The organism is Vibrio sp. 1288 (assembly GCF_033344475.1).
This window is the reverse complement of sequence record NZ_JAWPOX010000942.1, coordinates 1-560: the sequence shown is the minus strand read 5'-3', so window position 1 is coordinate 560 and position 560 is coordinate 1. Positions and strand designations below refer to the sequence as shown.

Here is a 560-nt window from a genome sequence, read left to right as displayed (position 1 = left end):
CCAACGTGCTCGTTACTTTGAAGGAGCGGAATACCGAGCGCATGAAAGCGTTGGTGGTGAATTAGGCGACGAGTTGTGGTCGACACCTTTGTTCCAAGCCTTAAAAGCGTCCGTTGCTCGTTATGGAGATGGTTCGGATCGTGTTTTCCGTGACTTTGACTCGATTGTGCTTGAAGGCATGTACGGCGTGGGTCGTGGTGTAAAAATGCATGATTTGGCGGAGTCCACCGTATTTGCCGCGACAATGCTTTTCCCTGAAAAAGAGTACGCACAAATTCTGAAAGATAGCTTCGCACAGCATAACTTACTCAAAGTTCCTTTTAACGCCCGATATCAATCTCGTTACATCAACGCTGGGGAAACGGTCGAGTTGACGCTTTCTCACACCGGCCGATCTGCAAGCGTAAAGGGCAATTGGTCACTGAACAACGACACATCAAAAGCGGTCGATGTGCAACTGGCAAACTCGGCCTCTTTCAGTGCCAACTTACCAACGGGGCTGACGTGTGGTACACCGTTTGAATCTAAAGTTTCGCTGGATTATCAGTTTGCTGAAGGGC

Annotated in this window: 1 pseudogene; it reads left to right on the top strand. The window is 49.1% G+C overall.

Annotated features, from left to right (window positions below):
• Positions 1–560: pseudogene (locus R8O11_RS30230) on the top strand (propeptide, peptidase); the annotation flags it as partial.